Annotated in this window: 10 protein-coding genes and 1 tRNA gene; 6 read left to right on the top strand and 5 right to left on the bottom strand. The window is 63.3% G+C overall.

Features of this window, described 5'->3' with window-relative positions:
* Positions 1–17: 17 nt before the first annotated feature.
* Positions 18–497, bottom strand: a complete 480-nt coding sequence (gene smpB, locus D8676_RS13155) for an SsrA-binding protein SmpB (RefSeq protein ID WP_121581341.1) — start codon at positions 495–497, stop codon at positions 18–20.
* A 51-nt stretch (positions 498–548) separates the two neighbouring features.
* Positions 549–1,430, bottom strand: a complete 882-nt coding sequence (gene dapA, locus D8676_RS13150; RefSeq protein ID WP_121581340.1) for a 4-hydroxy-tetrahydrodipicolinate synthase — start codon at positions 1,428–1,430, stop codon at positions 549–551.
* Between the two features lie 224 nt (positions 1,431–1,654).
* On the opposite strand from dapA, the gene D8676_RS13145 reads away from it, so the two are divergent.
* Together D8676_RS13145 and D8676_RS13140 are read left to right on the top strand one after the other, a co-directional pair.
* Positions 1,655–3,700, top strand: a complete 2,046-nt coding sequence (locus D8676_RS13145) for a lytic transglycosylase domain-containing protein (RefSeq protein ID WP_121581339.1) — start codon at positions 1,655–1,657, stop codon at positions 3,698–3,700.
* A 134-nt stretch (positions 3,701–3,834) separates the two neighbouring features.
* The gene (locus tag D8676_RS13140) at positions 3,835–4,725 is read left to right on the top strand and encodes an alpha/beta hydrolase (RefSeq protein ID WP_121581338.1); all 891 of its coding nucleotides are present in this window, start codon (positions 3,835–3,837) and stop codon (positions 4,723–4,725) included.
* A gap of 122 nt (positions 4,726–4,847) precedes the next feature.
* On the opposite strand, the gene D8676_RS13135 is transcribed toward D8676_RS13140, so the two are convergent.
* Positions 4,848–5,993 (bottom strand): porin, encoded by a 1,146-nt coding sequence (locus D8676_RS13135; RefSeq protein ID WP_121581337.1) that lies wholly within the window; start codon positions 5,991–5,993, stop codon positions 4,848–4,850.
* A gap of 409 nt (positions 5,994–6,402) precedes the next feature.
* On the opposite strand from D8676_RS13135, the gene D8676_RS13130 reads away from it, so the two are divergent.
* From D8676_RS13130 to D8676_RS13115, 4 genes are all read left to right on the top strand, one after another.
* Positions 6,403–6,492 (top strand) — tRNA-Ser (locus tag D8676_RS13130).
* A complete protein-coding gene (locus D8676_RS13125) occupies positions 6,465–8,183 on the top strand; it encodes a sulfotransferase (protein WP_245426787.1) in 1,719 nt (572 codons plus the stop codon). Before D8676_RS13130 ends, D8676_RS13125 begins: the two co-directional genes overlap by 28 nt.
* 205 nt (positions 8,184–8,388) lie before the next feature.
* The gene (locus tag D8676_RS13120) at positions 8,389–9,585 is read left to right on the top strand and encodes a porin (RefSeq protein WP_121581335.1); all 1,197 of its coding nucleotides are present in this window, start codon (positions 8,389–8,391) and stop codon (positions 9,583–9,585) included.
* A gap of 204 nt (positions 9,586–9,789) precedes the next feature.
* Positions 9,790–10,752, top strand: coding sequence for a site-specific integrase (locus tag D8676_RS13115; RefSeq protein WP_121581334.1), 963 nt, complete (start codon positions 9,790–9,792; stop codon positions 10,750–10,752).
* A gap of 701 nt (positions 10,753–11,453) precedes the next feature.
* Here D8676_RS13115 and D8676_RS13110 read toward each other — a convergent pair.
* Both D8676_RS13110 and D8676_RS13105 read right to left on the bottom strand, forming a co-directional pair.
* Positions 11,454–12,470: an ABC transporter permease gene (locus tag D8676_RS13110; protein WP_121581333.1), complete on the bottom strand. Its 1,017-nt coding sequence runs from the start codon at positions 12,468–12,470 to the stop codon at positions 11,454–11,456.
* A complete protein-coding gene (locus D8676_RS13105; RefSeq protein WP_121581332.1) occupies positions 12,467–14,047 on the bottom strand; it encodes a sugar ABC transporter ATP-binding protein in 1,581 nt (526 codons plus the stop codon). The genes D8676_RS13110 and D8676_RS13105 overlap by 4 nt, the downstream gene beginning before the upstream one ends.
* Positions 14,048–14,067 lie beyond the last annotated feature (20 nt).

Below are 14,067 nucleotides of genomic sequence, written 5' to 3'. Positions count from 1 at the left end.
GCCGGCGGCGTGCGAGGTCAACCTCGTTCCTTGAGCAGCCGCCCCTTCTCGCGCGCCCAGTCGCGATCCTTTTCCGTCTGGCGCTTGTCGGCGACGTTCTTGCCGCGCGCCAGCGCCAGCAGAAGCTTGGCCCGGCCGCGATCGTTGAAGTAGATCTTCAACGGCACCATCGTCATGCCCTGCCGTTCGACGGCCTGCGAGAGCTTGGCCATCTCCTTCTTCTTCATGAGCAGCTTGCGGCGCCGGCGCGGCTCATGGTTGAAGCGATTGGCCTGCAGATATTCCGGAAGATAGGAATTGATCAGCCACAGCTCACCGCCTTCCATCGAGGCGTAGGATTCGGCGATGTTTGCGTGCCCGCCACGTAGTGATTTCACCTCCGTGCCGGTCAGCGCCAGCCCGGCCTCGTAGGTGTCGATCACCTCATAGGAGAAGCGCGCCTTGCGGTTTTCCGCGGCGACCTTGCTGTTGGGATCGGATTTCCGGACCTGGTTCATGGCCGGGACAGGTAAGACCCTCCCGGCCTTTGATCAAGTCGGTTGATGGACTCAGTTGATCAAGCCGGCAAACTTCATCGCCGCATCGATCTTGGCCGCCGTGCCTTCTTCGACAGTGGTCAATGGCGAGCGCACGACGTTCTCGACCCTCCCGAGCCGCGACAGCGCATATTTCGCGCCGGCCAGCCCCGGCTCGATGAAGATCGCCTTGTGCAGCGGCATCAGCCGGTCCTGCAGTTCGAGCGACTTCTCCTTGTCGTTGTCCAGCGTCGCCGTCTGGAATTCGGCGCAGAGCCTGGGTGCGACATTCGACGTCACCGAGATGCAGCCGATGCCGCCATGGGCATTGAAACCCAGCGCGCTGGCGTCCTCGCCGGAAAGCTGGATGAAGTCCTTGCCGCAGGTCATCCGCTGCTCGGACACGCGCTCCACCTTGCCGGTCGCGTCCTTGACGCCGGCGATGTTCTTGAAGTCATGCGCCAGCCTGCCCATGGTCTCCGGCATCATGTCGATCACCGAACGCGGCGGGATGTTGTAGATGATGATCGGCAGCGTCGTCGCCTTTGCGACGGCAGCGAAATGCGCATAGAGGCCACGCTGCGTCGGCTTGTTATAGTAAGGCGTGACGACCAGTGCCGCGTCGGCGCCCGCCTGCTCGGCGAACTTCACCAGGCCGATCGCCTCTTCGGTGTTGTTGGAACCGGCCCCGGCGACCACGGGCACCCTGCCCTTCGCCGCTTCGACACAGGTCTTCACGACAAGGCGATGCTCGTCATGCGACAGCGTCGGTGATTCGCCGGTCGTGCCGACGGGAACCAGGCCCTTTGTGCCTTCGGCGATCTGCCAGTCGATGAACGCGCGAAAGGCTTTCTCGTCGAAACGCCCGTCCTTGTCGAACGGCGTCACGAGCGCAGTGAGAGAGCCTCTCAGCATGATGCGATACTCCAGAGTATTATCGGTTTTTTCTCAACTCCCGCGCGGCTTCTAGCCGAAAGCGAAGCTTGGCGCCATAGCCGGCCGACCGGTGGCGCAATGTCATTTCCGGGTCTGGCTACCCCGCCGCTACCCACAAAGATAACATATCCTTTACTTATGCTTCACCACCCCCAGCCAGACTGTCCCTACCCGTTCCGGTCCATTTCGTGTAAGGACAGGACATGATCAGCAAGCTGCGCCGCAGGCGCGATAGCCGCTTCGCTCTCATCGCCGCCTCGCTGGCGCTGGCGCCGGCCGCTGCCGTCGGCGCCGAAAAGGATGCGACTTTCGCGTTTGTGATGCCCGACGCGGGAGCTGTCGCCGCAGCCGGCGAGATCGCCCTCCTGAAGGCCGGGCTGGACGCGATCGAGGCGATGGACATAGGCAAGGCGCGCCGTATCCGCGACCGCTTGCCGGAGGCGAGCATCGACCGCCACATCCTCACCTGGGCGATCGCCTTCGACGGCGGCAGGGATGTGTCGAGCATCGATATCGCCAGCGCGGCGCTCACGCTGCCCAACTGGCCCGGCATGAAACGGCTGCGGCGGAACAGCGAGCGTGCCTTCTACCGCGAGAACCCCGACGCCAAGCGGGTCGTAAGCGTTTTCGGCGACAGCAGGCCGCAGACGCTCGACGGCATTGTCCTGCTCGCCCGCGCGCATGCCTCGCTCGGGCAGGTCAAGGACGCGCGCGCCGTATTGGCGCCCTTCTGGCGCACGGCAAAGCTGGAAGCGCCGGAAGAGCAGCGCATCATCAAGGAATTCGGCGCCATCCTCCTGCCGGAGGACCACCGCGCCCGCATGGAAGGCATGCTCTATGCGGAGCGCGTCAATTCGGCCGACCGCGTCGCCGAGCTCGCAGGCGCCGAGCCGCTCGCCAAGGCGTGGACGGCCGTCATCCGCGGGGCAAAGGAAGCGCCTGCGCTGCTCAAGGCCGTGCCGGCCGACATGCGTTCGGCCGGCTATTATTTCGCGGAAGCCCGCTATCTCCGCAGGAAGAACAAGTTCGCCGAGGCCGCAGCGATCATGCTGAAGGCGCCGACGAATCGCGAGGCGCTGGTCGATCCCGACGCATGGTGGACCGAGCGCCGCGTGCTGTCGCGCGAGCTCGTCGACCATGGCGACATGAAGCTCGCCTACCGAATCGCCGCCGCGCACGCCGCCGAAAGCCCGGTCGAGGCCGCCGACGCCGAGTTCCACGCGGGCTGGTATGCGCTGCGCGGGCTGAGCGACGCCAAGGCCGCGGCAAAGCATTTCGCCCGCATCGCGGAGATCGCCGAAGGGCCGATCTCGCTCGCGCGCGCCTATTACTGGCTCGGTCGCGCCGCCGAAGCCGGCGCACCTGGCGACGCCAGGACCTTCTACGAAAAGGCCGCAGTCTACGGCACCGCCTTCTATGGCCAGCTTGCCGCCGACCGAATCGGCGGCAAGACGCTGAACGTCGCCTATCCCGAGCCGACCGCAGCCGACCGCGAAAGCTTCCGGCGACGCGAGACCGTCAAGGCTATCCGCCGCCTCGAACGCTGCGGCTATCAGAAGCTCGCGGACATGCTCTATCGCGAGCTTGCCGGGGATCTTGCCAAGCCCGGCGAGCTGGCGCTGCTGGCCGACATGGCCGAAAGGCGCGAGGATCACACGCTGGCGCTGAAGATCGGCAAGATCGCCGCCGGGCGCGGCCTCGACATCGGCGCCCTGTCGCACCCGGTCGGGGCGATCCCGGCCGACGCCGACATTTCAGGTTCGGGCAAGGCGCTTGCCTATGCCATCGCCCGCCAGGAGAGCGAGTTCAACGCCGCCGCCGTCTCCCATGCCGGGGCGCGCGGGCTGCTGCAGCTCCTGCCGGGAACCGCGAAGTCAGTAGCCAGGAAGGCGGGCATGACCTTCTCGCAGGAGCGGCTGACGACCGACGCTGGCTACAACGCGACGCTCGGCGCCGCCTTCCTCAGCGAGCAGCTCGGCCGATTCGACGGCTCCTACGTTTTGACCTTCGTCGGCTACAATGCCGGTCCCGGCCGCGCCCGCGACTGGATCAAGCGATACGGCGATCCGCGCGGCAAGGACATCGACACGGTGGTCGACTGGATCGAGAGGATCCCCTTCACCGAGACGCGCGCCTATGTGCAGCGCGTGATGGAAAACTACCAAGTCTACAAGATGCGTCTTTCGGGAAGTTTTGACATCGAAGGCGACCTGGTGAAGGGACGCCAGCGTACCGCCGCCGAATACTGACGGACCGGGTCCGACGACTCGCGCTCCCCCACCTCCCCTTCATCCTCGCCCGAAGCGGGCCCGATCGTTCCTTTGACGCGGCCGCAACCGGTGGTATCTGCTGAAAGACCACACCTTCCCGAACGGAATCATCGATGACCACCGAGCAGGGCTTTTCGGATTTTTTCTATTCCGCGCCGGACGGGCTGAAGCTTCATGCCCGCATCTACGGCACCGAACGCGCCGACACCACGCCGGTCGCCTGCCTTCCCGGACTGTCTCGCAATGCCCGTGATTTCCACGAGCTGGCTCTCCATCTCTCGCGCCGCGAGGAACGGCCGCGTCAGGTGATCGTCTTCGATTATCGCGGGCGCGGCCAGTCGGCCTATGACCGCAACTGGCGAAACTACGACGTCAGGATCGAGGCGGCGGACGTCGACGCCGGGCTGATCGCCGCCGGCATCGAAAGGGCTCATTTCATCGGCACCTCGCGCGGCGGAATGATCATCCACGCACTGGGCTCGATGCGCCCGACCGTGATGAAATCCGTCGTGCTCAACGATATCGGCCCGGTGATCGAGGGCGAAGGGCTGGCGCAGATCCGCTCCTATCTGGAGCGCTCGCCGCGGCCCCGCGACATGGCGGAGGCCGCCGCCATCCAGCGCGCCGCCCACGGCTCGGCGTTTCCCGCCCTGAACGAGGCGGACTGGCAGCGTTTTGCCGCCGCGATCTACCGCGACCACAAGGGACAGCCGGTCGCCGATTTCGATCCGGCCCTGCTGAAGGTCGTCAAGACATTCGATCTCGACAAGCCGATCCCCGTCATCTGGCACCTGTTCGAGGCGCTGCGCGGTTTTCCGATGCTCGTCATCCGCGGCGCCAACTCGAAGCTCCTGTCGGCGGCGACGCTCGCCGAAATGGCCCGCAGGCATCCCGACTGCCAGACCGTCACGGTCGAGGGCCAGGGCCATCCGCCGATGCTCGAGACGGGCGACCTGCCGCAGACGATCGCCGCTTTCTTCGACCGGGCAGAAGCTGGCGCCTGAGCTTTCTCCGCAGGCTCACGTTACGTTGGCAGGCCTCAGCCCTCTTTTATTCCAGCTCGAAAACGAAAACGGCCCGCGCTCTTTCGAGCGCGGGCCGCCTTGACTAGCTCGTCAGCCGATTATCAGCCGCCGAAGTTCGCCTGCAGGCGGAGGAAGCCGCCCCAGTTGTCATCCGGATCGGTGTCGAAGTTGTCGACGTAGACGATTTCCGGAATGATGTGGAAGTTGTTGACCAGCTCGTAGTCGACGTTGACGGCGGTCGAGAAGTTCTCGAGGTCGTCATAGCCAACTTCGAAGTTGAGCGTGGTCTTCTCGTTGAACTGCCAGGCGCCGCCAACCCAGACGGCCCACTCGCCGCCCCAAGGAGCGTAGTAGTTCTGCGCATCGGCCAGGGTCGAATCGTCGTTGCTGGCCCAAGCGCCCATCACGAAGAGCGACAGAGCGTCGGAAGCGTTGAAGTCGACGCGGCCCTTGATAGCGCCTTCGCCGTAGACGGAGTCGTAGCCGCCGACGACCGAGATGCCGCCCCAACCGCCGGTCCAGCCGACGCCGCCAACCACGTGCGGGACATAGTCGTCCAGCGCATAGCTGGTGAGGTCATAGGCACCCTCGCCGTCGCCGCCTTCTTCGAGAGCGACTGCAGCGGTGAAGCCGTTGCCGCCGTTGAAGGTGTAGGCGATCTGGTGGGTTCCGAACGGACCGTAGGGAACGAGACCGTCGTTCGAGACGCCCGACGAGTAGCCGGTGAAGGTCGAGAACAGCGAGTCGGTCTTACCGATGCGGAAACCGCCGAGCTCGATATAGGCGTGCTCGATGGCGACCTCATCCTGGGTGAAGGTGCTGCTGCCGATGAAGACATCTTCGTCATCGAAAATGTCCGCCGTTTCAACGTCGTACTGGAAGTTGATCTGGGCGTAGGTGCGCAGGGTGCCGAGTTCGGTCTCCGCACGGCTGTCAACGCGAAGCGCGAAACGAGCACGCTTGTAGTAGGTGTCGTTGAACGAAGCCTCGCCGTCCACGAAGTCTTCCTTATCGAGGACGTCCTGGAAGCCGGAGGCGCCGATGCCGATGTCGTAGCGCATGTAGCCGGAGACCTTGAGGCAGGTCTCGGTGCCGGGGATGTAGTAGAAGCCGACGCCGTACGTGTCGCAGACGCGCACGTATTCCATCGGTTCCGGTTCGGCGATCACCACCGCGTCGGCGGCGCGCGCACCGGACACTGCGACGAGAGCCGCAGCGGAGCCGAGAAGCAGGCCCTTGATGTTCATTTTCTGACCTCCAGTCAAAAGTTAAAAAACGGGTCTGGGTATTTTTGCTGAAGGACAGCGTTCCCTGCCCCATCCCCAATTGCGAAAAAGAGGCGCCTCGCGCTGCTTCTTCATCGCCGACATTACCGATGGAGCGCCGTCATTCAACCACGATCTAGCCCCGTTTGCCGTCGTCGGTCCGCTATCCGGACGCGATGTTGCACAAATGACACGATTTGGCCGGGCCCGGAAAGCTTCGATTAACCATTGGGGCCAGCGAAGGGGTTGAAACCGCAGCGCAAGGCGATTCGCCTGCTGTTTCGCCAGGGCGCCGGCGAATCGAGGCTTGCAGGCGGCTCCATAGTTTTTTCGATGGCGGCGGGGATGGCTGTTGATTGTGGGAGTGCTTTTCTTTATCCAGCGCGGCGACGGAGAGGTGGCCGAGTGGTCGAAGGCGCGCCCCTGCTAAGGGCGTAGAGGTGGAAGCTTCTCGTGGGTTCGAATCCCATCCTCTCCGCCAGCACCCCGCGCTGCTGCTGGATTCCCTTCCTTATTGTTGGTAGCCATTCCTGCATGAGCAGATTGCCGACCTCCTTCGCCAAGCATCTGAAACCCGTGCGCCAGCCCCAAATGCGGCCGCCGGCGGCCAAAAATGGCGTAGAAGAGGCGCTGCGAAGGGCAAAAGAGCACTACGACAGGGGCGAGGTCGCCCAGGCGGAGAAGCTGTCCGTCGCTATACTGACGCGCGATCCCCACAACGTCCCGGCGCTGATGCTTGCCGGAGCGCTTGCGCGCCGCGTCCAGGATTTCGGCCTTGCCGTGAGCTTCTTCAAGAAGGTCGTCGCGCTGCAGCCGAACTCGACCGAAGCCCATCTGGTTCTGGCAACTGCATACGGCGAGGCTGGCGAACACCCGGACGCAATCAAACATTTTCGACAGGTGCTGGCCCGCAAGCCCGACCTGGTCGCAGCTCTGGGCGCGCTTGGAAAATCCTATACCGCAGCCGGTGAGGCGGAACTCGCCCTGCCGCTTTTCGAAAGAGCGACAAAGCTTCAGCCAAACCACACGGCGCTGCGTTACGATCACGCGACGGCGCTTATCGCGCTCGGGCGCATGGATGATGCCGCCGACGTCCTGAGAGAGAGCATCGTGCGAGGGTATCGCGTCGCCGCCTCCTACCGGTCGCTGGCAGACACGCAGAAGTTCTCAAGCGAACCCGTGGAACTTGGCGCGATCTTCGCGAAGCTCAAGGAATCCAACCTCGATCGGGCGGACCGGATCGCACTTCACCACGCGGCGGGCAAGATTTTCAACGATATGGGACGCCACGAAGAGGCGGTCGATCAGTTCCAGGCCAGCAAGCTTGCAGCCGGCCACGGCTTCGATATCGAAGCCTACCGCCGTCGAATCGATACGCTGATTGCTGCCTTTACGCCGCAGTTGCTGAAGTCGAAAACGGGATTCGGCAATCCCACCGCGGTTCCGGTCTTCATCGTGGGCATGCCTCGCTCGGGAACGACCCTGATCGAGCAGATCTGTGCAAGCCATCCTGCGGTGCACGGCGCCGGCGAACTCACCAAGCTGGGATCGGTGGTCCGATCGGCCGGTTACACACATGAACCGAACGGCTCCATACAGAAATCACCGCAAGCCTTGACTGCGGAGGAAACTCGCTCGCTGGCGGAGAATTATCTCGGTTTCGTTCAGCGAATGGCCCCTTCATCGGCCCGAATCATCGACAAGATGCCGCACAACTTCCAGTCGATAGGAATGATCGCGCTTCTCTTTCCGAACGCGAAGATCATTCATTGCACGCGGGACCCGATCGACAACTGCATTTCCTGCTTTTTCAATACCTTCAACGAAAGGCACGGCTACAACACGGACCTGCGCACGCTCGGGCTCTACTACCGGGAGTATGCACGCCTGATGCGTCACTGGTACGCGCTGCTGCCGGGCCGCATCCACGAATGCCGCTACGAGGCCATGATCGCGGACCAGGAGGCAGAATCACGTCGGTTGATCGATTTCCTCGGCCTGCCCTGGGACGAGGCATGCCTGAACTTCCACGAAACAGAGCGCTCGGTCACCACGCCGAGCCGCTGGCAGGTGCGCCAGCCGATCTATGCCTCTTCGGTCAAGCGCTGGAAAAGGTACGAAAACAAGATCCAGCCGCTGATCGAAGCGCTCGGGGACCTCGCCGAGGTCTAGTTTTCAGGGGTGTCGGCGCGCTCGTGGCGCCGCGGTGCCAAGCGCTTAGAGGTCGATTGCTGCTGGCGGGCCTAACTTCCTCCCATTCCGTTAGATTTCTCAATGCTTTGAAATTGTTGATTTTTTCGATCTGAATTCCGGCAAAATAGCCCGGAAGAGGACCCGAAATGTGAGGCCTCCGCTTTTTTAGACTGGAGGTCAGAAAATGAACATCAAGGGCCTGCTTCTCGGCTCCGCTGCGGCTCTCGTCGCAGTGTCCGGTGCGCGCGCCGCCGACGCGGTGGTGATCGCCGAACCGGAACCGATGGAATACGTGCGCGTCTGCGACACGTACGGCGTCGGCTTCTACTACATCCCCGGCACCGAGACCTGCCTCAAGGTCTCCGGCTACATGCGCTACGACATCGGCGTCGGCGACGCTCTGGGCATCAACAATGCTCTGGATCGCGATTCCGTGTTCGACGGCAACCCGGGCTTCGAGACCGACGACACCTATTTCAAGCGCGTTCGTTTCGCGCTTCGCGTTGATAGCCGTGCGGAAACCGAACTCGGCACCCTGCGCACCTACGCCCAGATCAACTTCAACTACGACACCGGTGATGTGTTGGAGGGTGCTAATCAGCCCAACTTCGCCATCACGGATGCCTATGACTATGTCGCCATCGAGCACGCTTATATCGAGCTCGGCGGTTTCCGCATCGGTAAGACCGACTCGCTGTTCTCGACCTTCACCGGCTACTCGTCGGGCGTCTCGAACGACGGTCTCGTTCCCTACGGTCCGTTCGGAACCCACCAGATCGCCTACACCTTCAACGGCGGCAACGGCTTCACCGCTGCAGTCGCTCTCGAAACGGGCGATGGCGACTACAATCCGTTCGGCCTGGCTCCGGCGCCGTTCGACAACAGCTTCACCATTGACAGCTACGTGCCGCACGTGGTTGGCGGCGTCGGCTGGACCGGCGGTTGGGGCGGTGTCTCCGGTGTCATTGGTTATGACTCCGTCTGGGAAGAAGTCGCGGTCAAGGGTCGCGTCGACTTCAACGCTTCCGACGCTCTGTCGCTCTTCGTGATGGCCGGCTGGAAGTCGGTTGACGACGACTGGAACGACAACGCCCCTGGGTTTGTTAACCTCGATGGCGACAGCCCGAACTACTACGGCCAGTGGCAGGGCGACTGGGCCGTGTGGGTCGGTGGCGCTTGGGCCTTCAACGAGAAGGCCACGCTCAACTTCGAAGTTGGCTATGACGACCTCGAGAACTTCTCGACCGCCGTCAACGTTGACTACGAGCTGGTCCACAACTTCCACGTCATTCCGGAAATCGTCTATGTCGACAACTTCGACGTCGATGATGCCGATGCTTGGGGCGGCTATCTCCGTCTGCAGGCGAACTTCGGCGGCTGATCCGGCATGCCGGCAGTCTGAAACAGTCAAGCGGCCCGCCTTTTCGAAGGCGGGCCGTGTCTTTTTTGCAACAACAAGGAAAGGAACGGAGCGCCGGGGGGCGTAACTGGTAGCCGACTCACCATTCCAGTTAAAAAAACGCTTCGTCCAAACCGCCTAAGGCCGTAGCCTTCAGGTGGGGGATGGGAAAAAATGCAAAACTGGATGAGCGCTGCGCAGGGTCAGGACTTTGCTGATGCTGCCGATACAAGTGCAAGCAGCGTAAGTTATTCTTTCGGCGCCAATCGACTGGTCAAGAAGGTCGAAGCCTTCACAATCTCGGAATTGTTCGCCGCCTACGGCCCGATCCTGTGGGACGAAGGCAGGCACAAGGAGAATGTGAAGTCCTTTTTGGGCGAGATCGACGAGATATTCCTGAACAAGAGGTTCAGCACCTTCAGCCAGGAGACGCTGGACGATCTGATCGGGACGCTCCGCGAGCGCGGCAACAGCAACGCAACCATCAATCGGAAGATGGCTGCGCTCAGCAAGTTGCTCCGCAAGGCTTGCAAAATGGGGGATATCTACAGCCTTCCCGAGTTTCGCCGTCAGAAGGAGCGAAGCGGCCGTATCCGTTTCCTCGAGATCGACGAGGAGGAGAGGCTGTTCGCCGAGATTCGCCTCCGTTCGGAGCATTACTGGCAACTCGCGGTGTTCCTCGTCGACACCGGTGCACGGCTCGGCGAGGCAACCGGGCTGCACTGGAACGATGTCCACGACGGCACCGCAACGTTCTGGCTGACAAAATCCGGCAGAAGCCGCACCGTGCCGTTGACCGAGCGTGTCCGCGAGATCCTCCGTTCGATGGAACGTGAAAAATCCGGCCCCTTCGGCAAGATCAAGCAGTACCAGTTCCGCGCCGTCTGGCACGAAGCCAAGGGCGCGATCGGCCTCGGTACCGACATGGAACTGGTTCCGCACTGCCTCCGGCACACCTGTGCGTCCCGCTTGGTGCGCGGCGGCGTCGACATCAGGCGTGTCCAGATGTGGCTCGGCCACCAGACGCTGCAGATGACGATGCGCTATTCCCATTTGGCGACGCACGATCTCGACGTGTGCGTTCCGATCCTGGAGCGCGCCGTCGCAGGCAAGCCGCCCATCACGAAGGCGAGAAGCTCCGGCAAATAGCAAGGAGAGACGCTGCCAACGCGTCGTAATTGAAAACCGGTATTCGTCCGATGGATAGGGGTAATCGCAGGTTAGCGTTGCCCCTATCGTCCTGCCTGCCTCGCTCTGCACCCCTCCCCTTTTCAAAAGTTGCTTGATGGAGGCGGAAGGTGGGCTCTGCGGAGGGTGGACTCTTACGCGGCTGCTTGGGGCGGCAGTCGATAAACCTGGCCGAATCGGTTTCACGGCCTCTGCGTAAGCGGTGAACAAGTTTTTCGAGGAAGGAAATTTTTATTAGCCTGAAATCAATCACTTATACGATTTCAGCCTCTCCTCGCCCTACCATTTTACCAACACCCCTGCCGCCTCCCGCATACTCCTCGTCAGCAGCTTGCTTGTGGGAACGGGTGTACACGACCTCCATCCAGGCAAGTGTGGCGCTGGATCGCGTCCCGTGTTGGTCACATGGGCGGCTCCGGTCCCGGTGCTGGCCTGCGCGCCCGCTCCTCCAGCCTATCGGAAGGGGATGGACCGGGAACGGCAGCGGGAAAAAACGCCGGCGGCGCATGGCTGCGCGTCAACTAGATTACTTAGAAGACGTCGCAGCCATGCGCCGCCTCCCACATCTTTCAACGGCCAGATTGCGAAAGCAGGGCGTGGCGATGATGAAACACGCGCTCAACCAAGGACCCAGCCATGGCAAGCAAATGCGCCGAATCGCGTCAGCGCCTGACGCGCGATTTCAGGAAGCGGTCGAAAGCAACGGCGAGGATCAGGATCAGGCCTATGACGATCGACTGCGTGTAGGACGACACATTGTTGAACTGCAGCCCGTTCTGCAGCACGCCGATGAGCGCGGCGCCCACCACGGTGCCGCCGACGCTGCCGATGCCGCCGAAAAGCGAGGTACCGCCGATGACGACGGCCGAGATCACCGTCAGCTCGTAGCCCATGCCGGCGACGGCTTCCGACGAGTTCAGCCGCGCCGACAGCACGAAGGCCGCCAGCCCCGCGAAGAAGCCGACGATCACATAGACCGAGACGAGGACGCGGTCGACGCGCAGGCCCGAGAGCCGCGCGGCCTCGGCATTGCCGCCGACGGCATAGACGGCGCGGCCGTAGCGCGTGTAGCGCAGCACGATGTGGCAGAGGATGGCGGCAACCGCGAAGATGATCACCGGCACCGGAACCGGGCCGACCATCCCGTTGCCGAACCAGCGCATGGAGGCGTCGAAACCGGAGATGGGTCCGCCGTTGGAGATGGTCAGCGTCAGCCCGCGGAAGATGGTCAGGCCGCCGAGCGTGACCACGAAGGGCGGCACCTTGAGGCGCGTGATGGCGAGGCCCTGCACATAACCGGCGAGCGCGCCGACCGCGACCGCGGCGAGCAGCGCCGCGAACCAGCCGTAGCCGGTTCCGCCGGACGCCGAAAGCGACAGCGTGTTGGCCGTGCCGCCCTTGGCCACCACTGCCGCCACCATGCCGCAGAGCGCGAGCAGCGAGCCGACCGAAAGGTCGATGCCGGCTGTGAGGATGACGAAGGTCATGCCGAGCGCGATCAGGCCGGTGATCGAGATCTGGCGCAATATGTTGAAGATGTTGAGCGGGTCGATGAAGTTCGGGCTCATCACCGTGAAGACGATCATCAGCGCCGCAAGGAAGATGAGCGGCCCGAAATTCACCATCAGGCGCGTGAGATTGACGCCGCCGCGTCCGTCCTGTTCCACCGTGCTGCTCATTGCGCCCTCCCCTCCCGCCTGTCGAGCGCCATCAGCTCCATCAGCCTCTCCTCCGTCGCCTCGATGGCGGGCATCTCGCCGGTGATCCGTCCGCGCCGCATGGTGACGATCCTGTCGGACACCGCAAGCACTTCCGGCAGCTCGGACGAGATCATCAGGATGGCGATGCCGCGCTCGGCGAGCTGTACCAATATCTGGTGCACCTCGGCCTTGGCGCCGACGTCGACGCCGCGCGTCGGCTCGTCGACGATCAGCACCTTGGGGTCGCGCGCCAGCCAGCGGGCGAGCACGACCTTCTGCTGGTTGCCGCCGGAAAGGCCTTCCATCGCCTGTTCCGGCGAGGCCATGCGGATCGACAGCATCTTCTTGTAGTTTGACAGCGCCTCGCGCTCGCGCCGTTCAGCCATGAACCCAAAACCGTTGCTGAAGCGGCCGAGCGCCGCCACCGAAAAATTGGTGAGGATGCCGAGCGCGGCGAAGATCGCCTGGTGCTTGCGGTCCTCCGGCACCAGCCCGATGCCGAGCCGGATTGCGTCGGCGGGGGATTGCGGCGCGATCGGCTTGCCGTCCAGCGTGATGGTGCCGGCGGCGATACGGTCGGCGCCGAAGATGGCGCGCGCAAGCTCGGTGCGGCCGGAGCCGACGAGGCCGGCCACGCCGAGGATCTCGCCGGCCTTGAGATCGAGGTCGACGCCCTCGAGCACGATGGCATGCGGCGCTTCGGGATCGCGCACGGTGCGCAGGCCGCGCACCGAAAGCCTGACCTCGTCCGGAACCTCGCGCTTGTGCGGCCGTGCATAAAGCTCGGAAGCGGCGCGGCCGACCATCCTTTCGATGATCTTCGGTATCTGGACCGGTTCGCCGTTTTCGCGATCCAGATGGCCGGCAAGCCTGCCGTCGCGCAGCACCGTCATGCGGTCGCAGATGAACGATGCCTCCTCCAGGCGATGCGTCACGAACATGATGGCGACGCCGTCCTTGCGCAGCCTGTCCATGATCGCGAGCAGCCGCTGCACCTCGGATTCCGTCAGCGCCGAGGTCGGCTCGTCCATGATGATGAGGCGGCTTTCGAGCGACAGCGCGCGCGCGATCTCGACCAGTTGCTGCTCGGCGACTGAAAGAACCGAAACCGGCGTGCGCGGATCGATGGTCAGCCCGACGCGGCCGATGATCTGGCGCGAATCCTCCACCATCTTCTTCCAGTTCACCAGTCCGAGCGGCCCGGTCGGCGCGCGGCCGATGAATATGTTCTCCGCCACCGTCAGCGTCGGGACCAGGCTGAGCTCCTGGTAGATGGTGACGATGCCCGCCCGCTTGGATTCCTCCGGGCTTGCCGGCTTGAATTCGGCGCCGTCGAAGAGGATGCGCCCGCTCGACGGCGGCTGCACGCCCGACAATATCTTGAGCAGCGTCGACTTGCCGGCACCGTTTTCGCCGAGCAAGCCGAGGATCTCGCCGCGCCTTACGTCGAGCGATACGTCGTTCAGCGCCGTCACGCCGGCGAAATGCTTGGTGACGCCCTCGACCGCGAGGAGCACGTCGTCAGCCGGCGCTGTTGCGGCTTGCGCTAGAGACAAGCTTCTCTCCCCGCGGAATG

Origin of the sequence: Mesorhizobium sp. YM1C-6-2 (assembly GCF_003666685.1) — a bacterium.
Classification (GTDB): domain Bacteria; phylum Pseudomonadota; class Alphaproteobacteria; order Rhizobiales; family Rhizobiaceae; genus Mesorhizobium_K.
The sequence above is the reverse complement of the archived record's forward strand: the minus strand, read 5'-3'. Positions and strand labels throughout refer to the sequence as shown.